General features: G+C 36.4%; 21 protein-coding genes. 2 read left to right on the forward strand and 19 right to left on the reverse strand.

The genetic code is table 11. From position 1 onward, the window contains the following. Window positions 1–72: 72 nt before the first annotated feature. Genes IEX29_RS09970 through IEX29_RS09995 form a run of 6 tightly spaced genes read right to left on the reverse strand, consistent with a single transcriptional unit; the run spans window position 73 to window position 5871 of the window. Complete coding sequence (locus IEX29_RS09970; RefSeq protein WP_188734307.1) at window positions 73–780, reverse strand: ATP-binding cassette domain-containing protein; 708 nt, start codon at window positions 778–780, stop codon at window positions 73–75. Then, a complete protein-coding gene (locus IEX29_RS09975) occupies window positions 777–1574 on the reverse strand; it encodes a hypothetical protein (RefSeq protein ID WP_188734308.1) in 798 nt (265 codons plus the stop codon). The genes IEX29_RS09970 and IEX29_RS09975 overlap by 4 nt, the downstream gene beginning before the upstream one ends. Further along, complete coding sequence (locus tag IEX29_RS09980) at window positions 1567–2118, reverse strand: RNA polymerase sigma factor (protein WP_188734309.1); 552 nt, start codon at window positions 2116–2118, stop codon at window positions 1567–1569. Before IEX29_RS09980 ends, IEX29_RS09975 begins: the two co-directional genes overlap by 8 nt. A gap of 14 nt (window positions 2119–2132) precedes the next feature. After that, entirely contained in the window at window positions 2133–2822 is a 690-nt protein-coding gene (locus IEX29_RS09985; RefSeq protein ID WP_188734310.1) for a hypothetical protein, read from the reverse strand. Beyond that, complete coding sequence (locus IEX29_RS09990; RefSeq protein WP_188734311.1) at window positions 2819–4999, reverse strand: ABC transporter permease; 2181 nt, start codon at window positions 4997–4999, stop codon at window positions 2819–2821. The genes IEX29_RS09985 and IEX29_RS09990 overlap by 4 nt, the downstream gene beginning before the upstream one ends. Then, the gene (locus IEX29_RS09995) at window positions 4996–5871 is read right to left on the reverse strand and encodes an ABC transporter ATP-binding protein (protein ID WP_188734312.1); all 876 of its coding nucleotides are present in this window, start codon (window positions 5869–5871) and stop codon (window positions 4996–4998) included. Before IEX29_RS09995 ends, IEX29_RS09990 begins: the two co-directional genes overlap by 4 nt. Window positions 5872–6442: 571 nt before the next feature. On the opposite strand from IEX29_RS09995, the gene IEX29_RS10000 reads away from it, so the two are divergent. Beyond that, window positions 6443–7705: an SLC13 family permease gene (locus IEX29_RS10000; protein ID WP_188734313.1), complete on the forward strand. Its 1263-nt coding sequence runs from the start codon at window positions 6443–6445 to the stop codon at window positions 7703–7705. Between the two features lie 179 nt (window positions 7706–7884). Here the strand turns inward: IEX29_RS10000 and IEX29_RS10005 are convergent, their stop codons facing one another. From IEX29_RS10005 to IEX29_RS26645, 9 genes are all read right to left on the reverse strand, one after another. Beyond that, a complete protein-coding gene (locus IEX29_RS10005) occupies window positions 7885–8520 on the reverse strand; it encodes an NAD(P)-dependent oxidoreductase (protein ID WP_188734314.1) in 636 nt (211 codons plus the stop codon). 175 nt (window positions 8521–8695) lie between these two features. Beyond that, window positions 8696–9283, reverse strand: coding sequence for a TetR/AcrR family transcriptional regulator (locus IEX29_RS10010; RefSeq protein ID WP_188734315.1), 588 nt, complete (start codon window positions 9281–9283; stop codon window positions 8696–8698). Between the two features lie 239 nt (window positions 9284–9522). Beyond that, a complete protein-coding gene (locus IEX29_RS10015) occupies window positions 9523–9858 on the reverse strand; it encodes a hypothetical protein (protein WP_373290669.1) in 336 nt (111 codons plus the stop codon). A 99-nt stretch (window positions 9859–9957) separates the two neighbouring features. Next, the gene (locus IEX29_RS10020; RefSeq protein ID WP_188734438.1) at window positions 9958–10437 is read right to left on the reverse strand and encodes a PaaI family thioesterase; all 480 of its coding nucleotides are present in this window, start codon (window positions 10435–10437) and stop codon (window positions 9958–9960) included. A gap of 584 nt (window positions 10438–11021) precedes the next feature. Beyond that, complete coding sequence (gene arcC, locus IEX29_RS10025; RefSeq protein ID WP_188734317.1) at window positions 11022–11966, reverse strand: carbamate kinase; 945 nt, start codon at window positions 11964–11966, stop codon at window positions 11022–11024. A 42-nt stretch (window positions 11967–12008) separates the two neighbouring features. Then, window positions 12009–13178, reverse strand: coding sequence for a hypothetical protein (locus IEX29_RS10030; protein ID WP_188734318.1), 1170 nt, complete (start codon window positions 13176–13178; stop codon window positions 12009–12011). Between the two features lie 57 nt (window positions 13179–13235). Then, on the reverse strand, window positions 13236–14666 hold the full coding sequence (locus IEX29_RS10035) for a YlbE family protein (RefSeq protein WP_188734319.1): 1431 nt from the start codon (window positions 14664–14666) through the stop codon (window positions 13236–13238). Window positions 14667–14670: 4 nt separating this feature from the next. After that, entirely contained in the window at window positions 14671–16218 is a 1548-nt protein-coding gene (gene fdrA / locus IEX29_RS10040; RefSeq protein ID WP_188734320.1) for an acyl-CoA synthetase FdrA, read from the reverse strand. Then, window positions 16208–17050, reverse strand: coding sequence for an oxamate carbamoyltransferase subunit AllH family protein (locus tag IEX29_RS26645; protein WP_204799042.1), 843 nt, complete (start codon window positions 17048–17050; stop codon window positions 16208–16210). Before IEX29_RS26645 ends, fdrA begins: the two co-directional genes overlap by 11 nt. Window positions 17051–17190: 140 nt before the next feature. Here IEX29_RS26645 and IEX29_RS10050 point away from each other — a divergent pair, with 140 nt between their 5' ends. Beyond that, on the forward strand, window positions 17191–18870 hold the full coding sequence (locus IEX29_RS10050) for a PucR family transcriptional regulator (RefSeq protein WP_188734321.1): 1680 nt from the start codon (window positions 17191–17193) through the stop codon (window positions 18868–18870). Between the two features lie 218 nt (window positions 18871–19088). Here IEX29_RS10050 and IEX29_RS10055 read toward each other — a convergent pair whose 3' ends face one another. From IEX29_RS10055 to IEX29_RS10070, 4 genes are all read right to left on the reverse strand, one after another. After that, window positions 19089–20303, reverse strand: coding sequence for an amidohydrolase (locus IEX29_RS10055; protein WP_188734322.1), 1215 nt, complete (start codon window positions 20301–20303; stop codon window positions 19089–19091). After that, a complete protein-coding gene (locus tag IEX29_RS10060) occupies window positions 20300–21547 on the reverse strand; it encodes an amidohydrolase (RefSeq protein WP_188734323.1) in 1248 nt (415 codons plus the stop codon). The genes IEX29_RS10055 and IEX29_RS10060 overlap by 4 nt, the downstream gene beginning before the upstream one ends. 90 nt (window positions 21548–21637) lie before the next feature. Then, window positions 21638–23074, reverse strand: coding sequence for a DHA2 family efflux MFS transporter permease subunit (locus IEX29_RS10065; RefSeq protein ID WP_188734324.1), 1437 nt, complete (start codon window positions 23072–23074; stop codon window positions 21638–21640). A gap of 480 nt (window positions 23075–23554) precedes the next feature. After that, entirely contained in the window at window positions 23555–24784 is a 1230-nt protein-coding gene (locus IEX29_RS10070; protein ID WP_188734325.1) for an amidohydrolase, read from the reverse strand. Window positions 24785–24790 lie beyond the last annotated feature (6 nt).

Genomic DNA, 24790 nt, shown 5'->3' on the forward strand with positions numbered 1-24790 from the left:
TATATTAGAGATTAATCGTTTCTAGTTTAAAATTAAATCATATATCGTCATATGATTGCCCGAATCATTGCTTCATTCAATCCATTCCTTCACCTGCTGATAGGACTCTTCCTCCAAGCCAGTAAATAATCGAACCCATCCTCTATCTAAATAAAGCACATCCCCTTCCTGCATTTCCTCAACAATGTTTGTGCTGATAAGAATGATACTATGAAAAGCATATCTGCGCAGAAAGCGGTCAAAATAATATCTTTCCATCTGATCTAATGCTTCAAACGGTTCGTCTAAAATACAAATTTGCGGCTGATTAATTAATGCTTGAATCAAGCCCACCTTTTTTAATTGTCCACCTGATAAGGTAAACAAAGCTTTTCTGCGAATCGGGTACAAGTTTGTTTCTTCTAACCATTTGTGTACTATGTTCTTTACATGCCGTCGTGGAATCCCTTTATGAGTTGCCATATATTGCAAATACCGTTCAATGGACAGCTCTGCATAACCTGTAAATTCCTGGGGCATATAGCCAATTGTTCTTCTTATTTCCTCCGTCGTTAAACTTTTACGCTGAAAGACTGTTTGCTGATTCTCTACCAGCTTTGTATATTCAATCGTTCCTGCTGTTGGCTGAAGTGCAGTTGCACACATCTTCAGCAATGTGCTTTTCCCGGAACCATTTTTGCCGATAATATAGGTGATGCCTGTAGTGATTTCACATGATAGCTGGTCTAATATGCGTTGCCCTTTTATTTCATAAGTCACATTATTTAATGCTAATCTCATTGTGCACCCTTCTCCCGTTTAAGAATAATGGAGCCAAGCAGTAAAATAGAGATGAGCATAAGTAATACATTCGCTGATACAAACCAATCACTTTCGGGCAAGCGGAACAAGGATAATGCCTGTACTTGACTATCTAACAGCATTTGCACGAACCAAAGAAAGGCTGTAATGATTGTTCCAGCTCTTCCGCCCAGCCAAAATGTGCTGACAAAGCCAACTGTTCCAAAGAAAAACAATGGGGTAAAGGTGCCGAAAAAATAGGCTGCTGTACTTGCTGACCCTAATAAGAAAAAGCTCAATGGCAAGGCAAGAGTAAGCTGTACACCCATTACAATCACAAAGCGGGCAAACATTTGTTGAATGAGCGGATAATAACTAAGCTCTTCAAGCGCAGCGTTTCCTTCATTTCTCGGGCGGAATGCGTAAGCGATAAGAACAATCATCAGGAAACTCATCCCTTTTAACCATATTGAAAAACTTGATTCTCCTGGATCATTTCCATATACGGAAATAGTTAATATAAGCATCACAATTGCAGTTGAAATCCAGCTGCGCATACCATAAAATGTCCATTGTGAGGCTAGCAGATCAACCATTTGTTCAAAAGGGGTACGCGATTTCTGTAATTGTTCGAGTTCAGTACGCATATTTTGCGGCTGTTCTTCAGCTGCCTGGTTTCGGATATTTTCCAGTAATGTAAATGTCTGCTCTCGTGTAGGCTCTGGTGCAGTAAAGCGTTCCATTCGGCTCTTCCATTCCTTCTCAAGTTCATATAATTCCTTATTCTCACTCATATTCCCTTTCCTCCTTCCCTTCGTTTTCCAGCAAAATCTTTTCAAGCTGATTCAAACCGCGTGAAATACGAGTTTTAACTGTATTTAAAGGAATATCCAACGTCATAGCGATTTCCTCATATTTTAAATCCTGATAAAAGCGCAAATAGAGCGCTGTCCGATAATCCAGAGAAAGCTGATTCAATGATTCCATCATCCATTTTCTTTCTATCTGATGATCGATAATATGGTATATCTGGCTTGGGTTTTCATATAAATCCTTTGTGGCAAACTCTCTTTTCGTCGATGCTTTTTTCCAGTAATCTTTACAACAATTCGTTGCAATTTTATACATCCAGGGCTTAAATTGCTTCGGAATAAACCCCCTTTTTCCTTCCTGGTAAATTTTCAAAAATGTCTCCTGCACAACATCCTCCACTTGCTTTTCATCGTGTAATAAGCGGTAGAGATAACCGAAAAGAGGTTTATGATAGCGGAAAACCAGGGAATCAAATGCTGAATCATTTCCACTTGCTAACTCTTCCATATATTGTTCATCTAGCATTTTCTTTCCCCTTCCTATACCGGTTTTCTCTGAAACTTGATAAGTGCTAAAATAAATAGAATGATACCAAATCCCATATACATAAGTCGATTATAGTAATATAAATCATTATCTGCAAAGGCGTAGCCAGTCTTTCCCTCTAAGAAATAGATGACACTGCCATACTTTAACATAATCATTTGCAAAGCCTGCCCTAACAATGGTGCACCAATGAAGCTAAGCAAAAAAAGAAAAATACCTCCAAGTAAAGCACCGAGTGAACGTTTACTAATTACAAGCCCGATAAGCATCACTGCACTATAAAAAAAGTAAAGCGGCAGGGTATAAAGGAATGCCTTCCATATAATAGCACCGAATATTGATGTAAGCACCAATGCAATAATACCCAGCATAATGAAAAACAACATGCAGGCAAATAAAAAACGTTCCAGTAAAAATTTATATCTGGCAATTGGATATGTGACAACCTGTGTAAAAAAGCCAGAATCAAATTCAATGGAAAAATAACGCTGCAGAATAAGTATCAGCCAAATCGGTGCTAATTGTTCAAAAATTAAGCTTAATAATTTTCCTGTTTCTTCATAGTAAAAATCATGATAAAGGATTATTGCAGCTATTGGAATAGCTGCCAGTAAGGCAATTCCATAAATCGAGCTTACCCATTTTTTGAAAAAGAGCCGGCAACGAAAAAACATTCCACTCATTCCTTCATCTCCTTCTCAAATGCATCGGCAAGCCTCTCAATATTAAATTCCTTGCTATTTCCTAATTTATTGCTGGCATCATATAAATAGCGTGTAAATGCAAGTAAGTATTCATCACCTTGTTTTTCCATTTCTTTAATCCGTTCTATCTTTTGATCATACTTGGTTCCCCAGTCTTGATCGGTGTTATATTTTGTGAAGGATTCTTTCTCCATTTGGTAATAAATACTCCAATTAAATAATTCATCGAAAATAATTCGATCATAGAAATCTGCTTCCTCCGAACTGCCCCCATCAGAGAATGTTTCAGGATGAGGTATACCAGACCGCAGCACTTGAAGGTACAAATCATTGACAATATACTCCTCTATCCCTTCTCCATATACTGTATCTTCATTCAATAAATAAAAATCCTCTGTCATATTTTGTACCTGATTATAATATTGATTGTTTGGCAAAACGGCAATCGTTTTTGGCATTAAATCTAAATCAAACCATTCCTTCAGCCCTGCCCAGGCTTGATGATATTTATTGACTATGGAAGACATGCTTTCCTGTAATTGCGGATGACTAATTACACGGATACCTGCTACCTCCTGCTCTACCATATTTCCGCCGATCAATTCTAAGCCATGCTTTGTAGTTCCCGTAAATTTTCCATTTTCAGTCTTAGGAATCGACATCAATAACGGCACTTCCACACCTTCACTTTGAAGTGATACATTATACTGTGTTGGAAAATCCTCTACTAATCTTGTATTTCGTATTTGGAATTTTACATATAGCTGTTCATCCTCCAGCACTTGAAATAAGGTACGCTTACCAATTAACGGATACCAGCCGGCGGATTTAGGTAAAAATACGCGCCGCTTATCAATAAATGCCGACTCCCCGCTCCCTTCATCAAAGTACTGTAAAATCTCCCCTCCATAGGTAAGCTTCATTTCAAATTCCTCATTTGGCTGAATCGGTTGCGCAAGCGTAAGTGTAATAAAGTCCCCATCTGCCGAACAGCTTAATTCCCGTTCACTATGACATGCTGTTATATTAAGCTGATGATTTAATGTAAGAAGCACCTCATCAGCTGCTTCTTCACCATTATTTTTTATTGTCAACTGATTTGTTGCCTCTAACTGATGATCTTCTTTTAATAAAATATCTAAATCAGATATTTCAATGGAAAAATCATAATGCTCATCATCCTGCATTTCATCATAATACTTATTAATATCCTCGTAATATTCCTCTTCTGTTCCCCGCTTGTAATCCGAAAGTAATGTGTCTATATAAAAATTTCCTGTTTCTACATATTGCTTAAACCCTTGATTATAGTCTGTAAACCGAATAAAACTAATGACAATAGCCATTGCCGTTGTTATAGATAAAAGAGCAAGCAATAATTGCTTTTCTCCTTTACTGCGGCGATTTCTTTTAAAAATAAATAAAATAAAAGCAAAAACCAATATCGCTATAACAATTACAGCCATTTGGTGGATAAGTGTACTCTGAAACACTCGTTCAATTCCCCATATCCCCTCATACGGCTTTCCCACGAACATAAAATCAAAAGGAGTCAGCAGATGAAGACGCGGGTTATCAAATTCCAATGCCATCCCCGTGTAATCAAATGGCAAAAATACGGACACAATAATCAACGCAGGAATCGCTAAATAACTGAATATATTCGGAATAAGCACTGCACAGAGAAAGCCAAATGAAACAATAATTAAAAATGCCCCGCCCATTTGCGCAAATGTGTAAATAGATTGCTTCAACACTTCAGCAGCAGTCATGGGTGCTGTAAAAAACCAGATAATTTGAATCATTACTGTTAAAACGGTTAGAATCTGCCCGTATACTTGCGCTATCAACCATTTACCTGTCAGCCATTGCCAGTTTTTCACCTGGTAGGTCATTGCCAGCTGCTCAAACTTTGAATCCCGATCCCGATTGACGATATAAACTGCAATAATTCCAATGAGAAATAAATTCAATAAAAGAATCCAAATAAAATATGTGTAAAATTGGTTTTCAACTGTTGTCCCACTCCCAAGTAAGCTTTTTTCATAAAGCACATATACCCAAGCAATGATATTAATGACAATAGGAATAGCCAAAAATTTATTACGAATCAGCAGAAGCCATTCGTATTGAAAGTTATTTTTGAGCTGCTTCATGTAATCACTCCATTAATTAATGCCATATAGCCATCTTCTAATGTTGGTTTCACACATGTAGCCCTGTGTTTTGGCTCAGCTTTCGACAGAACATGAAATACCATTTGCTCCTGCTCACGTCTGCTCGAAAGTACGGTATACGCTTGTTCTACTTCATCATAGTGAGAAATGGGCACGCTTATTTCCCACACTGTCCCTTCGGCTAAAGATGCAAGCTTCTCCGTCTCTCCCTGATAAAGCAGCTCTCCCTTATTAATAACCCCGACATGCTCACAGCTTGTTTCAATATCACTTAGAATATGAGTGGATAAAATAATCGTATATTCCTTTCCTAAACGTTCCATAACATTTCGGAAACGGATTCGCTCCGATGGATCAAGTCCTGCTGTCGGCTCATCCAGAATAATTAGCTTTGGCTGGCCAATTAATGCTTGGGCAATGCCTAAACGGCGTTTCATCCCTCCCGAATATCCTTTTATTTTTTTATGTGTATGCTCTGTTAAATTTACCTGTTCTAATAAGCGCTGAACTTCTATCGTTCGTTTCTGGCGATTATTCATTCCTTTCATCGATGCCACATAATGCAAGAATTCTTCGCCTGTAAATTGCCCCGGTGCCTGGAAATGCTGTGGTAAATAACCTAATAGCTCACGTACCTTGTGACTATCTTTTTTTAAATCATAGCCATACACGGAGATCCGTCCTTCATCCCATGTTAAAATCGTACTGATAATATTCATTAATGTGGATTTCCCTGCACCATTTGGTCCCAGTAAACCATATAATCCCTTTTCAATTTGTAAATCAATGTGATGTAATGCTTGAAACTTACGATATGATTTACTGACATTTTCTATTTTTACTGTGTACATTGATGGTTTTCCCCCTATCATCATGTTGCTGCTCTTAACACGAATAAAGGAGTAGAATTGTTTCAAAAATAAATGAATTTCATAATTATATTTTTGGGCAGGTACTTCTTTTTTTGTATCTTGAACTTATTGAGACACAAGGGTTAAGAATTATGAAATTCACTCATTTAATAATTTTTACAAACCTCCTCTTCTTCACATTGTTCTCTAACATGAGTTCATGTCAGGGTAGCTGCATCCATTTTTTCTTCTCCATATAATTTTTGGCCGCCTTCTATTATTTTCAGCTATATTATAAGAAAGTCTAATAATAAATGAATACTTTTTTCGTAAATTATGATAACATTGGGTCTTAATTATCTTAACATTATGAAAGGGGTACGTTTTTAATGATTAAAGCAAGCAGGAATGAATGGGCCTTATCAATTTTTTTACGAATATAGTTATGTTACATAATGAATACTTAGATTGGTTCTATGCTGACAAGGATTTTCCTAAATAGAAAATACCAACATCTTAGTAGAAATTTAAATGTAAGTGAGTTAAAGATAGAGAGAGGAATGAGTTTTTCATGAATATGGGTATTATTGCATTGCTTGCACTCGTTTTGGTTATTATGATTGGGTTTGTGAAAAAGCTCAATATTGGATTGTTAGCAATTGCAATTGCAGTTGTGATCGGCTATGCATCAGGAGAATTTACAACGGAACAAATATTGGAGGGGTTTGGCGCTTCTTTATTTATCACGCTGCTCGGTGTGACATTCTTATTTGGAATAATTAACAATAATAGATGTTTGGATGTGTTGATAAATAATATTGTTAGGAGTTTTGGCAAAAAAGTTTGGTTTATCCCCATTCTTATATTTATTGTCGGATGGTTTGTTGCTGCATTAGCAGGTGCAGTCGCTGCACTAGTGTTTGTCATTTCGATATCTATGCCCCTTTCGCGTAATTCCGGGTACAACCCTGCACTCCTAATGATTATTGGTGTTGCAGGAGGCCAATCAGGACGTTTTACACTAATTACACCAGACGGTATTGTAGTTTCTAATATTATGTCTGAGCAAGGAATAGAAGGTATTTTAACACCATTAACTTTAAATGTAACCATCGGTATGATTATTCTATCTATCGCCGCGTTTATTTACTTCAAAGGTTATAAGATACAGAAGCCCGAATCATCTAATGATGTTGTTGATAAAGAGCATCTGACTAAAAATCATTGGGTGGCCTTAGCGGGCGTGTTAATTTTTATTTTTTGTGTAATTGTCCTAGGATTAGATGCAGGACTCGTGGCTATTTCTGTAGCAATGTTATTACTTATATTAGGCATTTCGGATGAAAAAAAGGCATTCAAAAGCATACCTTGGAATACCATCTTGATGGTTACAGGTGTAGGTGTGCTTATGAATATTATTAGTGAGACAGGAGGCATTGATATTTTAGTAGGAGCTATTGGAGGTTTTTCCAATTATGCAACCATTATGGGTATGAGCTCCTTCATTGGTGGTTTTATGTCTTGGTTCTCATCTACATTAGGAGTAGTTATTCCTACTTTAGCTCCAACAGTTAGCGACTTGGCTAATGTTATTGGGAATAATACAAGTGAAACCGGCTTATTAAGTGCCATCATTGTAGGCTCCAGCTCTGCAGCGTTCAGCCCTGCTTCCAGTGCTGGTGGATTAATTTTGTCTACTATAATCGGTGACCATCAATACGGCAAGGAATTCAATTCCAGTAAATTATTTGTGTCTCTTTTTGTTTTCTCGATTGTTATGGTTTTGATTAATTCTATACTCGCTATTACCGGCGTTTTTAATTTATTTAATTAGGGATTGGCGATATTAAGATGCCAAGACATTTATTTTTAACCATTGAAATAAAGTGTTTCTTAAATAAGACAATATAGTTTACCATGTGCATGAATTGGCTGTTGATTGTATTAATATACTTTGAAATCAGCAGCCAATTCATGCACATTTGCTTCTTTTTAAATGAATGAAAATATATTTTATTTAGTGCACACATAAGCAACACTGCGAATAGAATCTGGATTTTCCAATTGGTCTGCTATCGATCTAGCCAAATCCGCCCGGGTTATACGCCCCTTTCCTTTCTTAACAGGTTTATCAAAGCTTATTTGATAACTCCCTTTTGGAGCACTATTCGTCAAATAAGGCGGCCGAATAATAGTCCAATCAACTGTACTTTGATAAATTTCTTCTTCCATACGCTGCATATCACGATATAAATTGTGAAATATTCTCCATAAGACTTTAACAAGGATACGCTCTGTAAACGAAGACTCTTCCTTTGATTTAAGTGTTTCAGCTGATAAGCAAATCAGCCGGTTAACTCCTGACTTCTTCATTTCTTTTATTATATTTTCCATACCTTCCGAGTAAACTGTTGTCGGTCGACGATGATTTCCGCCAAGGACGGATAAAACAGCATCTTTTCCAGTCAGCTTTCCTTCTATTGAAGCTGAATTTAAAACATCCCCTTTTACAATTTCCAGACGTGCTCCCGATAATTCTAACTTTTCCGGATTACGTACGATAGCTGTTACTTCATGACCTTTCAGAAGTAATTGCTTCACTAATGGAATTCCTGTATCACCAGTGGCTCCAAAAACTACAACTTTCATATTAAACACCTTCCAACAACATATGTTAGTTAGTAACAACTAACATATGTTATAAAAATTTTTTGTTGAACAATTCATGTGGCTTCCCTATCGCTATACTCTGCTAACTTGTTTTAAAATAAGCAAGCAGAGCCAAAACAGAATTATTGGAATCCGCCAATTTTAAAAACCTCCTTTACGGTTGAAGTCCATAACAAAATGTTTGTACACTATTTTTTATAAACTTCTCCTTTGCTACAGTGATAAATTTTTCTTTCCATAATGCAGTAGAAATAAAGTAACTGAACAAGGTCGCTAAAAATATAGATGCCTGCGTATAGGAATCTGTTTGTTTCATCTTCCCTTCCTCCTGCATGGTATTAAAATATGCTGTGATATATCCTTTTAATTGCTCTGTGTTGTCAGACACCAAATCTACTAATTCAGGCATCGATGCCCTTTCTTGAACAGCAATTAAACAAATAGATTCATAACGCTTCATAAGATCAAGGTATAAATGAGCTATCTGCAGCAAATCTTTTTCTAAATCGAAAACAAGATCCTTATCCAGTGTCTGCTTGAATCCGGGAACAACCGTATTTCTTTCAATCGCTGCCTCCAGGACACCTTTTTTTGTTTCAAAGTGGCGAAAAACCGTCATTTCACTTACATGAGCTGCCTCTGCAATTTCCTTAATAGTCACTAGCTGAAATCCTTTTTCCTTCATTAATTGAAGCGCGGATTGTAATATCCGGTCCGATGTACTTAATTTATTCTTCGGCATAACGCCACCTCCATTTTTTGAAAAAATGTATGTTATTAGCAACTAACATTTTATTGATTATTATTTTATCTTTCCCAGCAGATAAAGTCAATGTATTAATTTGAAGTTAGTTATAAGCCAGTTGTTTTCGGTAATGTTTCAATCAGCATTAACATGAAGGATTCTTTCCCCTGCTTTTTTGGATCATTACCGTTCGACCAACCTGCTCTATTAACTAATCTCCCGCTTCCATAGCAGTATTACATTTCAAAAAAAGAAGACTTTTGTTCAATCCGCATTCGAAAATGATTCATTATTCTTATCTGGTCTTCGGTCAGCCTTTCTTTATCCCAATACATGTGCATTAAGCTATATTCAAATACCTCTTTTAATTTAAAAAATAAAGGCAGTTTTTCTACTGCCTTCCCATTGAAAGAAGATATTGCTGGTGACACCCCCAATCCTTTCTTATATAGGAAATCCGTATAATTAACTTCCTCCAGCTGTTCATCAAAGCTTTTATAGTTTGTAATCCTTGCAAAGTAATTCTCTTCTTCAGCTACGCATCGAAACATCTCATCTGTTACTGCTTCCATCTTCGTGAAATGAATTGGATATAGTTTATTAAGCTGTGTAAGTATCTCTTGTGCCAAAATAATTCTTCCTCTCTTAGACTCCAACAATCTTCAAGTATATTATTTTAAAAATGTACTGGGCATAACAACAAGTTCTACCTCACCGCGGGCACAGAGAACATCATCTGCAAATATCTCTGTATGTACCTTCCATCTTTTGGGATGGATTTCTTCCACCGTTCCAATTGCTTTCAATGGAACCTCCTGCGGCGTCGGTTTAAGAAATTCCATGTTAAGAGACGCAGTAACAAACCGGGGCGGAACAGTTCCATCCCCAATTTCATGTCCATTCTTGCGGTGTAAAGCAAGTGCAGCAGATCCTGAACCATGACAATCCATTAATGAGGCTATCAGTCCTCCATAAATAAAACCCGGAATTCCCATATACTTTGACTCAGGTGTAAAGATTGTAACCGTTTTATCTCCCTGCCACCCGGTTCGCAGGTGATGTCCATCTTTATTCAATCTGCCGCATCCATAGCACCAGGCGAAATCGTCGGGGTAGATATCCTGTATCGCTTTTTCAATTTTTTCTTCCATCATTCATCCTCCTTGCATAATCAGCTTTAGTAAACCCAATGTAATATAAATTTCTTCTGCAATCAAATTTTTAAAATAATTTAACTATTTTTATTTTATTATAATTGAATTTTATATTATCAACAAAGCAGTAGTTGTAAAATGATTTTTCAACTGACCAAGAGAGAGTTTTATCTTCTAATTTGAATTTTTGAGATGTAAGGAAACTGATTACAGAGAGAAATTATATTGTTATTTGATGAGGTAGTGACGGAGCATATGTCTATATAATTACTTACCTTTATATACAGTAAAAGAAACGAATTCAGGTGCTGAAATTCGTTTCGCTAGAACTAGTGCCTTTAAATTTTTTGTTAAGAAAATAAAAGAAAATCCAGGACAAGAAGAAACATTGAGCGTGTTGTCACAAACTCGGTTAGTGAATAAATAAGAAATTAGTTTCTATGCTTTAAAATTGGCATCGAAATAAAGCATAGTTTCCCTCACCTGTTCTATCAATACATACAAATGAGGAAAACTTATTTTTAAACCACTCAATAAAATTCTTAATCCGCAATCAATCTAGTCATCGCTTTTTTCTAATGTTAATTCATTAAAACAGTTGTTACAGATTTTGAGTTAAACAAATTTTTTGCGTTTTTCAGCGAGGTAATAATTGTTTTTCCGTTTTCAGTGGCCTCCATAAATTGAATTGCCGCTTCAATTTTTGGCAACATACTTCCACCTGCAAATTGGTTTTCCCTCATAAATTGCTTAAGTTCATCGATTGTTATTTCTTCCAATCTCCGTTGAGTCGGTTTATTAAAATCAACATAAACATAATCCACACCTGTCAAAATGACAAGATAATCCGCATGAACTAACTCTGCCAATTTAGCTGCTGCAAAGTCTTTGTCAATAACTGCTTCCACACCTTCTAACTCTTTCTCCGATTGGATGGTTGGTACGCCTCCGCCTCCACAAGCAATCACGGATATGTCATTATCCACCAATTGTTTGATGATGTTATGTTCGACAATTGAAATTGGTCTGGGGCTTGGAACAACTTTTCGCCAGCCCCTTCCAGCATCTTCAACATACTGATCAATTAAAGAGCGACTCTCTTCTTCCGCTTTTTCTTGGGATAAAAATGGTCCAATTGGCTTTGTTGGATGTTCAAAAGCCTCATCTTTTGGAGACACTTCCACTTGTGTAACGAGTGAAACCACTTCTTTTTCAATCCCCTCCCTTTTGAGAGTATCTCTTAATGCATTTTGAAGCCAAAAACCGATACTTCCTTGTGTCATCGCTACACAAGAATCAAGTGGTAAAGCTGAATTCTTTTCAGAATCTGCAGCACTTTGCTGCAATAGTAAATTTCCGACTTGCGGGCCATTACCGTGCGTAATAATAATCTTATGACCAGCTTTAAAAAGGCTGACTAATTGTTCGCAGGTATTTTTGATAGCCTCTTTTTGTGCATCTGCTGTCGGATTATCAGTTAAGATGGCATTTCCTCCCAAAGCGACAACAATTGTTTTTTTCTCCATGTCTATTTCCTTCTTTCTAAAAAACGTTTTATTTTAAAAGTGTCAAAGAGTATGCATTACGGCAGAAACTAGAATCGTTACAATAGTCATACCTGAAACAAACCCTACTGCTCCAGGAACATAATCTGGTAATCGTTTGGATATATAATCACCAACTGGTGCAGACATTATCCCGGATAAAACAGCTGATATTAATGCGATTCCAATACCTCCACCCATCATTAAAATGACCCCGGGAACGGTACTTACCAATGGCATAAAGGTTGGTTGCCAGCCCTGCTCTTCAAAACGTTTACGATAAAGTAACACGCCTACTGAAGATGCTACTATTTGGCCCATCAGTATTTCTGGAACAAGTCCAGAACCATTTGTGATGTGTTCAATATTTATAAGCCAATCCAACATAACCCCAACAATTACAAAGACACCAACAAGCTCATTACCGTAAAACCAAGCTTCAGAAAAGTCTGCTAATGTTCGCCGGATTGACCAAAAGAACGTTTCTGTATTTTGCGTGACTGTTGTATTTGCCCGTTCCAATGCTATTTTGGAAGTTTCACGCTTCATCCATGGCAGTTGGTGACAAATCGCTGACACAATCAAACCTACAAATGCCATAGTTGCTACATTTGATACCATACTGGGAATATGCAGTAAAGGCATGATGTACTGATTAAGCCAATGAACAAATGGAAACGTAAATAATGCACTTAATACTGAAATAGTCAGAAGTTTTTTCAAACCGGGTCCATAAACAAGTGTTAATGCCGGAGGTGTTCCAACAACCACAATGAATGTAGGCAGCCATAAAACATCATCTGAAAAGAATTTAACAAAATCAAATACATATATTGTTAAAAATAAGGAAATGATCTGTGAAGCAAACACCCATGGCCAGACACCAGAACCGCCAGAAATAGCAAAGCCCTGCCATTTCGAGTTATTCTTATAAAGATTCCACGCAATAAAAGCGCCAATAATTAGCATTATTGAAGTAAGAAGGCCACCATAAAATTCTCCTTCCGTGAAATTCATCATAAAGTAAATAGTCTTATAAAAGAGACTTTCGTTTGTTTTCAATACGACGTCATTATATGGAAAAAAAGTGCTCTCGTTCCTAATATTAACCATTGTAAAATAAAGCAAAAGACTCGCAGTGATTTTAACAGCAAATGCAACAAATGGGGCGATTTTTGTTTTTTTAATATCCATTTATTCTCTCCAAATATGGACCATTAAAGGTGGCGTTCCCAAATGATCGTCTTTAATCTAGTGAACTATTTTTTCTGACAAAGCCATCAATGCATCGTTAAAGACATTTACTGGAGGATTCGTAAGTCCTGCGCCAATCATTCCTATACCGGGATTTTTATGTGCAATAGCTGTATTAATAATTGGCAACATCCCTGTTTCCATCACTTTCAACACATCAATGCCTGATGGAATTCCCATAAAGTCTAATACCGGAATTGTCACATTCGGGTTGGGCATCGTTGTAATTTCTTTCATTTCTGTTGAGTAATTTAACGCTTCTTCCACTGTTCCACCAACCAAAGGTACAATTGCCGGAGCGGCCGCCATCGCGAAACCACCAATACCATAAGTTTCAGTAATTGCACTATCTCCTATATCCAGACCTGCATCATCTTGTGTATAACCGGCAAACATGGGACCAATAACTCTTTGTGCTGGACCAGTAAACCAATTATTACCGCCAATTCCACTTACCCGGATTCCAAATTCAACTCCATTACGGCACATGGTAGTTACAATTGTACTATTTTCAACATTATGACCAGCATCAAGTGCACATTTTGCAACACCCATCCAAGTTGGTCCCGAGAAGTAGTCAGAACTAGCGGTAAATTCAAAGACTTCTTCCATTTGTTCTTTGCTGAAATTTGTCCGTATTATATAAGGGGTTAATGCTTGAATGAGCAGTGTTGATCCGGCAACATTCCGATTATGACATTCATCTCCCATATGAAGCGCCTGTGAAAGCATTAAACGTAAATCAATACCATTTGGGCAAAGCTCCATAGCATCATGCAGCATCGGCCCCATGACATCCCGAATCCAACGTAAACGATTGATAACTGTTTGGTCGTTTGCCCCAAAGCGTAACACTTTAGCAAGCTGCTCACTCAAGTTTGTATAGGCAATATTGCCATAAGTTTCATTTTTGATGATGTGCACATACATACTTGGAGAAGTGACCCCGGCCATCGATCCGACAGCATCATGTTCATGACATGGAGAAAAAGTAATTTCGCCAGATCGGGCTAATCTATCTGCTTCATCTATATCTGTTGCCAACTCCTCAAATACCAAAGCTCCTTGTACAGCCCCCTGCATCGGGCCGCTCATATCTTCATAAGCAATAGGAGGACCTGCATGAAGAATTGTTTTTTTCGTCATATTCGGCATGACATTAATCGCTTGATCATATCCAATCAATATAGGTTTTGACTGTGTAATACGGGTCGCAGCTTCTTGATTTGCCCGTGCAATTTTTTCTTGTATTTCAGGCTCTTTTAAACGATCAAGCACTTTTAATAACTCTATGTTTCCACCTGCAGGAGGCGCCCAATTTACTTGATGAGATTTTATTCCTTGTTTTTTTAAATCCTCATTAATAAATTCAATCCCGACATTAATCGCATTTAAATTTGTATGAAAGAGTTCATTTCTTTTTCTCATATTTTCAGGCTCCTTTAATGAATGATTTTGCTACTTCACACAATTGATGATTACTATCAACAACAAGCACACCTAGATTTTCTAGTTTTTCACGTTGACTGTTCACATCTTGCGGATCTATTTCTGTGCCAAGTACATACCCTACGATAACTAATTCTCTTCCTTCATTTTCTGCAATATCTTTTGCCTCTCTAATCACATCTTCTAATACACCTGCTGGATCCTCATGTGAACCATAGCCTAACTCAAAATCCAGTGCTATTACCGCAACCTCTGGATCTCTTGCTTCTTGAAGAATTCTTGGAATACGTGAAGTTGGATCAATCATTGGATGTGGCCTGCCTTCTGTGAATTTATCGTCGCCAAAATCAATAACGGTATGTGCTTTACTGCTATTCGGATTTGTTAATTGACGATCTTTGGACTTATGAATATTACTATAGACCTCGTCCGAAAATTCCATTAGTGAATACAATAGTTCATCACATAATGTTCCACCACAAAATAGACCACGTATATATTTTTGCGAGTCTTTTAGTTTTGTTGAGATATGATTCAATTCTTCTATAGTTAAATTCTTATTTAACATTGTTTCGGCAGGCATCATTCGGCTATACTGAATCACTTGTTCCACTGCTTGTAAAGAATTGTTTGCAAAGGTGACATTAGCGATTTCTGAATTAGAACCAGCCCGTTCACTTCCGATAAAGTAAATAACAATCTGTTTAGTTGCATTTTTCAGTTTTTCTATAATTTTCTCTTCCACTTCTTTAGCTGGCGGCTTAGAAATTAGCAGGATTGCTTCGGTTTGTTCATCCTTTAAAAGCGCATCCAAACCATCTAGCATCATAATTCCGCCAATTTCGAGAGATAAGTCCCTCCCTCCTGTACCGATTAATTGTGAAACACCATAACCATGTTTGTGGATTTGAACACTAACCTCTTGACTTCCAGTACCTGAAGCCCCGACAATACCAATATCTCCTGCACGCACTTCATTTGCAAAACATAATCCAACGCCATTGATAATCGCTGTTCCACAATCTGGTCCCATCATAAATAATTCTTTTTCATGTGCTTTTTGTTTTAAAGCCAATTCTTCTTCAATTGTCACATTATCACTAAATAACATGACATGTTTATCATTATCGAGCGCTTTATTTACCTCACGATAAGCAAAATTACCATTCACAGAAATGACTACTATATTTGATTCCTGATTATCATTTAAAGCGCTATCAAGTGTTTTGTAGCTGATTTCCGTTGTCCCGGACTGATTCTTTTTCGTGAAGAGTTCCTCTACCTCTGCTAAAACTGTCTCGGTGTCCTCTTCTTCTTTAATGTCCAAAACAATCATTAAGTCCCCTGTTGTAATATCATCTAACTCGCTTGTATAAAGGCCAACATCACGAATTACCTCGATATTCATATCTGTCCCCATACCAATCATTGCTGTTTTCACCGATTCCAATTCATTTGCACGTGTTGAAATAGTCATCAAAGTAACTGAATCAAAATAGGTATTTTTTTTGATTACTGTTTTAATTGCCATAATCAGGCTCCTTTCTAAATAGGTTTAATCCAAAAACAATGCCCCATAAAATATCTTTTCCAGATGTTGACCCTAAGGCCTTCAATTGTTCTATTTCTATTAACATCTCATGGACATTCCCCCTTAAAATAGTGATAAAAATATTTTGAATAAGCTGTGCAAAACGTCCTTTAATTGCTTCTCGAATTTCTGCATAGCTAACCGGATTTGTTTTTTCCTTTGCTATACAAGCTAATTGAGAAAAATGGGCAGGAAAAGCAGATTTTGCATATAGACTAGCAAATAGTCCAGTAATAAAATCATCTCCGGTCGGCGTTAATCCAACGCCTAATCCTAAAATCTGTGTAAGTTGTTCTAAAGCCATATCCATATCTTCTTTTTCCCAAGCTTGTTTAAAGCAGTTCATTTTCTCTTTTATTCGCTGTTTAGAATAGATCTCAAGTGGTTGACAACCAGTATCGTTTTTTTCTGCAGTTATCTTACTTTCAATAAGTTCCACAAAAAATACAACGCTTTCATTTTTCTCCAAATGCACAATCGGATAACAATGTTGACCTCTTTCTTTTTCCAAATAGATATTGTCTTGATTTTCGAACGCTATTCTGCGGTCTTTATGAACGAAAAGCGATGTATCCGAAAAATAGCTTAAATTATTTTGATCTAGTATAATGGTGTATGGAGCAAAGGCGTTTTTATTGGTTGTTAACGTCAATAGGATTTCATTGTTCACGCCAAAGTTTATAGTGTGATTAAAACGTTGCAGACAAAAAAGCTGTTGCTCCATTAAATCCGAAAAAATAGCCTCGTCATAAGTAAATACTTTGATGTTCATCCCCCATCTCTACTGCTTTCTCTCTATAGTTAAATCATAAACTACACTGGAGGAACATCAATTGCTATTTCCTACAATAAAAAATGAATTATCGTAGGCAATTTTGACAATGAACCAGAAAATAAAGAGGAGGTTATTGAATGCTGAAAGTAGCAGATTTATTAAATGCTGATGGATTGGAAGGGATAACGTTTGTCGCAGGAAGTAAAAAAAAGGACAATCTGATATTCAATGTAAATATCCTGGAAAATCCGGATACGCTAGATTGGCTTATTCCTGGTGAGTTTTTATTGACGACCGGATTTGCATTTAAAGATAATAAGGGGGTGCAAAAACAAGTTATTCGAGAGTTGTCCAAAATGAATTGCGCTGCACTCGGTTTTAAAATACAACGATATTTTGACGAGGTTCCGGAAGAATTAATCAAGATAGCGGATGAAATGAATCTGCCTGTTTTATCTATTCCTTATAATTACACATTCTCACATATTATCTTTACCGTAAACGAAATGTTGACGCACAATCGCGGGGTTATGGACAATCAGGAGCTTTATATGCACAATAAAATGTACCAAGTTTTAGAAGCAGGAAATGGTAGTGAACATCTTCTTCAACAATTAGCTGAAAGTATCCAAAATCCTGTTTTGTTACTTGATGAAAACTTTCATTTTTTAAATTTTTATGACTTACCCAAAAATCCTTTCCGAATCTCAAGCATTTTTCAAAATGATACACAAAAGCAATTGTTTGAAAAACAGCTTTTAAAGAAAACAGATTCGCTTTTACGTTTTTACCAAGAACCAGCTAAAATAGATATAGACATCCGTTCCCATACAGTTTCAGTCCGAATTTTCCCCATTAAAAAGAAAAATATTATTTTATCCTATCTGGTCGTTTTTAATCTATTATCAGACTTACAACCGACTGATCTGATTCAAATAAAAATTGCTGCAAGATATTTATTGCTCCAATTACAACTGGAATACTCTAGAAAATTTGAAGAATACAAACAAAAGAATGAACTCTTTTTTAATTTGATAACAAATCAGACTAAAAACCCTGAATTGCTTCAACAATTTATTGATTATTATCAACTAAAAAAAGATGCTTATTATTCCGTTTTGATTTTGTCTCTTGATTCAGAACCCAATATAGAAAATACTCCGATGACATATTTAAGTAATTATTTGAATCAAATACTCAGCGGGTATAAACAAAAAATTATAAGCATTGAATATGGACATTTCTTTATTTTATTATTGGAAGAGCCCCCTAAGGAGAATGAAGGCTATTTAGAGGAGACAAAAAGGATTGCCAAATCCATTCAAAATCAAATAAAAAGTACAAAAACAGAGATAAACAGTATCATTGCAATAGGTCCAATTGTGTCCCATTTGAACGAATTGCATTTATCTTATCAACAAGCATTAGAAATAGTTTATATGTATAATACAAATGAATATAAAACTCATAACCACCAGATTTTGTCTTACGACGATATTTTCTTTCAAAAAACGATACTTACTCATTTTTCAAAAGAAGGACAAGATCTGCTGTTGAAGCGGATTATTTTCCCTATTCTTGAATTGGACAAGGAAGAAAGACTGGTTCTTTTAAGTACATTACAATCTTATTATTTAATGAACCGTAACATTACAAAAGCAGCAAAATCCTTGTATATACATCGAAACACTATGATTCACCGATTAAAAAAAATTGAAGAATTATTAAATATTAATTTAGAGAATCCGAAGAATAATCTTCAATTAGAATTTACCTTGGCACTCTTTCATTATTTACAAAATAATTTACCTACATAATTAGCTAAGTAATTTTCAACTATCAGATGTTTGGTCTTTGAAGCAAATCCCGTTACTTTCAAGTAGTGAAAAAATGATATTGATGGAATCATCAAAGTAAAAACTCTTGAAGTCCTTATCAATTAAGGACTTCAAGAGTTAATTAGGTTAATTATATATCATTGTTTTCTACTGATTGAATCAACTTTCCAGTATTAAGTCTCGATATTTTCTTTATTTCAATTGTATAACTTCCCTTTGTGCATCAATAATCTGTTTTTTGGCAGTCTGGCAACTGTTTCTGCACTACAACTGGCATCCACAAATACAAAACTTGCTTCCGCCCCAACCGCAGGCCATTCTTGTTTACCCTTTTCATTCAATGGAGTCACTCCTTGCGTGATTAAACTTAAACTCTGACGTAACGAACGTTCGTCTGATTTCCCGGTATAATCACAAAAATTATGCACTTTTTCCAAAATATCTCCTGAAAAATAAGGACTCCAAGAATCGTAAAAACCATCGCAGCCCAAGGCTACTTTTACACCTTCTGTTTCCAATATATCAATAGGGATCAGCTGATGATTGATGGAAATTGGAATAGTAGACATAATTTCTGCATCGTAATCGTTTAATTTTTTCGCAAATTGCTTTTGTGCACGAGATGACAATTTACTTAAACCAAACGCATGGCTAAATGCAGTATGCCTTTTATAATCTTGTTCCTTCACCATGTCCAGCCATTTTTCCATCGTATAGAAACCTGCGTGCCCTCTATCATGCAGATGCATATCTACATCTACCTCGTATTCCTTAGCTATATCCATTGTGACTTGTAAAGATTGTTCAACATCTTTATCGATACCCGCTGGATCTAGTGCACCTAAAATTGTTGCGCCAGACTCCAATGCTTGTCTTAATAATCCAGGCATTTCTTCATGCGCAAGTAAGCCATGTTGAGGAAAGGCAACAATTTCATAGGTTAAATACTGTTTATAGGCTTGCAGTGCTTTTTTTACTCCTTCTAGATTTTTTAATCTGATAAAAGGGTCAATATTGACATGTGTTCGGATATGATTTACACCGTTATTCAAGTGTAACTCGATCATAGTAGAAGCCCGTTTTGTCACTGATTCTGAAAGTTCTTCCAATTCAGCTGCTTCGACAGCTAGTCTTTCTGATAAATTATTTACGGGACGACACGCCTTCCATCCTGATGAAAGATAGGTTTTATCTAAATGATTGTGCATTTCCTTGAATGCAGGAAGTGCTAGTTTTCCTTTCATATCAATTGTATCGGCATCCGATATATAATCAGATGCAGGAACAATCGTTTGGATTATTCCTTCTTTTGCAATTTTAATATGAAACAAATCGGTTTTTGTTTGTATACTGCCATCTCCATGCGTTATCTCGCCCGTTTCCAGCCGAACATTTCGAAGCCATGCACTCATCGAAATTCCCCCTTTAGCTCTATTTCTTCTTCATGAATTATTTTCCCTTTTGAAATCACTGTCGAAATTGGGCATTGTCTGGCAATAAGGTGTGCAGAACTCACTGCATCTACCAGTAACCCATCGGCTGTATCCCCAATTTTGGGCCACTGTTGTTCTCCCATCTCATTTAATGGTGTTAATCCACCTGTCGCATACTTCATGGATTGTCCAATATGCCATTCATCAATGTATCCGAAACGTTCTATAAATTGATTTATTTTTCGAATCATGTCGCCACTTCCAAAAGGAGACCAGTGATCAACAAGACTATCATGTCCAAAAGCAACTTTTACACCCTTGTCGTATAAATATTTCACTGGAATTGTAATTTGACCAGCTCCAATTGGAACCGTTGTTGTCAAGTTGATTTTGTTTACAGCAATTTGATCTATCAGCTTGTCTAATGATTTTTGAGGTAAGTCTGCCAATGCGTACGCATGACTGATAGTTACTTCTTTGTTAAAAGAACGTTGGTCGATTTCATTCAGAATTCGTTGAATTTCAAATTCTCCCAATGTATTTTGTTCATGTAGATGAATATCAATTCCTACACCATATTTTTCCGCTAATTGAAAAATTGTTTTTAAAACTTCTCCACTGTTTCGATCTAATAAAGAAGGATCCACCCCTCCAATATGCGTACCGCCCATTTGTAATGATTTTTCAAGGATTGGTAAAAAAGAAGGGCCATTACGTAATATACCATGCTGCGGAAATGCAACAATTTCATACGTAATTTGATCCTTGTAACTTTCTAAAACACGCTTGGCTATTTTTATATGTCTGGTCTCTATTTGCAGATCAACATTCACATGCGTACGAATGTGCGTATGTCCTTTTCTTATATAATGGCGAACCATGGCATGTGCTCTCTCTTCGGCTACATCTAATTGTTTGGGTAATAGAATCGCTTCTTCTTTTAAACGGGAAACAATTCCTTCTATAGCTGGAACCGGTGCTTTCCATTCACCGCCAAAATAAGTTTTATCGATATGTGTATGCATTTCTTTAAATGATGGAACAAGTAGTTGCATTTTAGCATCTAGTACTTTTGCATTTCCAGCTTCAATCATTGAAGCTATTTTAATAAATTTTCCATTTTCAATTAAAACATCAAATATTTCCGTTTTTGCAGCTTCGATAAATGTTTGATCATACAAATACCCTGTTTCCAAACGCACATTCCTTAATAACAAAGTCAAAAGAACCTCTCCTTTTATAAAATTTTTTAAGGATCAAAATTCAACAAATATCAAAAATTAATTAAGATTAGACCCAGAATATTCATTTTTTCAAGAAAACTTTTTCAGTGTCAACCTGCTAACCGGCACACGTTTTATAAATAAGGAACAAATTAAACCAATAATAGCTGTGATAACAGCAAAAGTATATGCATGCTGAATTCCATAAACCAGCGCCTCTATCTGAACATCAGCATTTCCGGTATTAGTTCCCCGTTCTAAAAAGGCATTTTGACTTCTATTTAGTATGCTGACCGCTATCGCCGTACCAATTGCACCAGAGGTTTGAATGGTAGTATTAACTATAGCCGTTCCATCAGGATAATTACTCCTTTCCAATTGATTTAATCCATTTGTTTGTGATGGCGTTGTTATCATGGACATCCCCACCATTAACGAGGTATAAAAAATCATAATCATTAACCCGTGGGTAGCGGCAGATAATTGTGAAAAGAATAACACCGAAATGACACCTAATACAAAGCCCGGGATGACTACCAGCCTTGGACCAAATTTATCAAATAAATGTCCAGTAACAAGCGCCATGATTCCATTAATAATCCCTCCAGGCAATAACAACAATCCTGCATCAGCCGAAGTTAAACCCAATCCTCCTTGGATATACATTGGTAATAGTAAGTTACTGGAAAAGATGATGAAATTACTTAAAATTGTTAACCCTATCCCCATCATAAACATTGGATGTTTAAAAACACGAATGTTAAGGATTGGTTCATCAAGCGTTAATTGACGCCGTCCAAACAGAATTAAGGACCCCCCACCGATGAAAAGTGCAAGTAAAACGGGTAAAATAGACTGTGTCTCTCCGGCAAGACTGAACCCCATCACAATTCCGCTAAACCCTAGGGTTGATAAAACAATAGAGACATAATCAATTGCTGGTTTGTTTTCGATAGACAAATCAATTAAATAAACCATTCCTAAGCATAAAGAAAATAATAAAAATGGAATAGGCAATAAAAATACCCAATGCCAGCTGAGGTATTCCATAATAAATCCGGATACTGCCGGACCAGTTGCCGGTGCAAACATCATAACTAAACTAACCATACCCATGGCGACCCCGCGCCTATGTGGTGGAAAAATAACTAAAATAGTATTAAATAAAATCGGTGTTGCTAACCCAGTTCCGCATGCTTGGATAATTCGGCCAAGCAGCAGTACAATAAAGTTTGGGGAAAAGGCAGCAAGTACTAAACCAGTAATCGAAAAAAACAGAGCGGTAATAAAGATTTTTTTCGTTTTAAAACGTTTAATCAACAAACCTGAAATAGGAATAAGGGTCGCTAATACAAGTAAATAACTAGTTGTTAGCCACTGTACAGTAGCAGCAGAAACATCAAATTCTATCATTAAACGATGTAAGGCTATATTGAGAGCTGTTTCACTAAACATGCCCATAAAACCACAAATGAGTAAAGAGATCATTAGTGGTGCAATTTTCACTTGACTTTGATTGTTAGACATTATTTATCATATACAACTCCTTTGATTATTGACGAGCAAAATTCCATTATCCTGTTAATCTTTTTATTTATACAAAATTAATTATAAATAAAGTCTATCATTGGCATAATTGTATAGAAAATATTTTAAAAGTTAATTACACTTACTTTTTTTATATAATGAGGCAGATTAAATAAGCTCACAGAATGATTATTTCAAATAACTTTGCAAGCATTCTGTGAGCAATCTAATCTATTGACGTTTTGGCTTGTAACCTTTCGAGAAGAACAAAATGATTCAACTGTTTATTTTTAGTTATAATTTGACGGCCAGCTTTTTACAGAAAGTTAGCGTTGAATAACTGGAATCCAAAGACAACAATCAGCATTATGAATGACAGACCTCCACAAATTCAATAGTTATCCTGTTTTACAATCTATTCTCCGCCATTTCCTGATAAATTTATCTCTTTTTAAATAAATGCGGATAAATTACTTGCTCTTAATATGATTCAAGTGAACTTGATACTATCTTTCCTCTGAACATTGTAGCCGCCCGTTTGGCTCTTCGTGCAACAGCTTCCGCAGAACAAGATGCTTCAACCAAAACAATATTTGCTTCATCACCAGCTTTCGGCCACACTTGCTTTCCTTCTTGGTTAAGAGGCGTCTTACCACCAGTAATATAATGAAGAGCTTGTGCCAGTGAACGTTCATCCACCCACTTGGAGATTTCAGCTAATCGTCCTGCTCGTTCCAAGATATCTCCGTTGCCAAAAGGAGACCAAACATCAAAAATATTATCACACCCAACAGCAACAGGCACACCTTTTTCACGCAATAAACCCATTGGTGGGAATTTCCGATCAATTGGTACACTAGAAATAATGGTGATTCCCGCATCAACAAGTAATTCTGCCATTTCTTCTGCTTGAGATAATGGAATATCTCCGAGACCAAAAGCATGACTAATCGCTACTTTCCCCTGCAAGCCGGCTTCTTTTGTTAACTCGGCTAGTTTCTTTATTGTGAAAATCCCCAAATGATTCGGATCATGTAAATGCAAGTCAATTCCAGCGTTTCCTTCCACAGCTAGTTCAACCATTGTTTTTAGTGATGCATTTACATCTCCGTCAACAGTAGCTGGATCAACGCCTCCTACAAAACTTGCTCCTTTTTGCAATGCTTCTTTTACTAATTGCCTTGAATCTGTACGCAATAGGCCATGCTGAGGAAAGGCAACAATTTCATACGTTAATTTCCCATCAAATGTCTGTAATGCTTTTTGCACATCTTCTAAGTTCTTCAATCCAACCTCTGGATAAATATCTACATGTGTACGTACATGAGTAATGCCCAGTTTCACATATTTTTCAAGCAATAGCTCCGCACGCTCCTGTGTGGAGGTCTTCAGAGAAGGAAGAACCTCTTTTTCAATGTCAAAACGCTCGAAAATATTAAGAACAGGTGTCACCGGACGCCAGCGATCACCAAGCAATGTTTTGTCCAAATGACAATGTTTTTCAATAAAAGATGGAAGTGCCAGCAGTTGTTTTGCATCTTTTTTTTGCAGGTTATCTGTTATCTTCTCAGAAGACGGTATCACCTTTGCAATCTTTTCATCTTCAATCAATAAATGAAAACATTCCGTATTGGTACCTGTCGTTATACCATTATTGATTTGGTAGCTTGTCTCTAAACGTACATTTGTTAACCAATAAATAGAATTCATATAAAC

This window comes from Oceanobacillus neutriphilus (assembly GCF_014645515.1).
GTDB classification, from domain to species: Bacteria; Bacillota; Bacilli; order Bacillales; family Amphibacillaceae; genus Oceanobacillus; species Oceanobacillus neutriphilus.